Genomic DNA, 827 nt, shown 5'->3' on the forward strand with positions numbered 1-827 from the left:
GCGCCGATGTCGGCGTCGCCGATGTAGGTGAGGTGGTTCGCCTTCGAGCCGTGGCCGATCACCGCGTTCTTCACCTCGACGAAGTTGCCGACGTGCGCTTCGTCCGCGAGCTGCGCGCCGGGGCGCAGCCGCGCGTACGGGCCGATCACGGTGTGCGCGCCGAGCTCGGCGCCGTCGATGTGCGTGAATGCGTCGATGCGCGTGCCCGCGCCGATCGACGCGTTGCGGATCACGCAGTTCGCGCCGATCGTCACGTCGTCGGCGAGCGTCACGTCGCCTTCGAACACGCAGTTCACGTCGATCGACACGTCGCGGCCGCAGCGCAGCGTGCCGCGCACGTCGACGCGCGCCGGATCGGCGAGCGTGACGCCGTCGACGAGCAGCGCGGCCGCGACGTTGCGCTGGTGGATGCGCTCGAGTTCGGCGAGCTGCGCCTTGCTGTTCACGCCGAGCGTTTCCCATTCGTCGTCGGGCTGCGCGGTGACGACCTCGAAGCCGGCCTCGATCGCGAGTTCGACGACGTCGGTCAGGTAGTACTCGCCCTGCGCGTTCTCGTTCTTCAGCGCGCCGAGCCACATCGACAGCTGCGCCGTCGGCGTGACGATGATGCCGGTATTGATCTCGGCGATCTTCAGCTCGTCGGGCGAGGCGTCCTTCTGCTCGACGATGCGCGTGACGAAGCCGGACGCGTCGCGCACGATGCGGCCGTAGCCGGTCGGATCGTCGAGCGTGACGGTCAGAATCCCGTAGCGGCCGTCGCGGGCCGCGTCGGCGAGGCGATGCAGGGTGGACGCGCGCGTGAGCGGCACGTCGCCGTACAGCACGAG

The 827-nt window shown here is 69.8% G+C and carries 1 pseudogene; it reads right to left on the bottom strand.

The window, feature by feature from the left end:
• Window positions 1-827 (bottom strand): annotated as a pseudogene (locus BST28156_RS34530) (bifunctional N-acetylglucosamine-1-phosphate uridyltransferase/glucosamine-1-phosphate acetyltransferase); the annotation flags it as partial.

Origin of the sequence: Burkholderia pseudomultivorans (genome assembly GCF_902499075.1) — a bacterium.
GTDB classification, from domain to species: Bacteria; Pseudomonadota; Gammaproteobacteria; order Burkholderiales; family Burkholderiaceae; genus Burkholderia; species Burkholderia pseudomultivorans.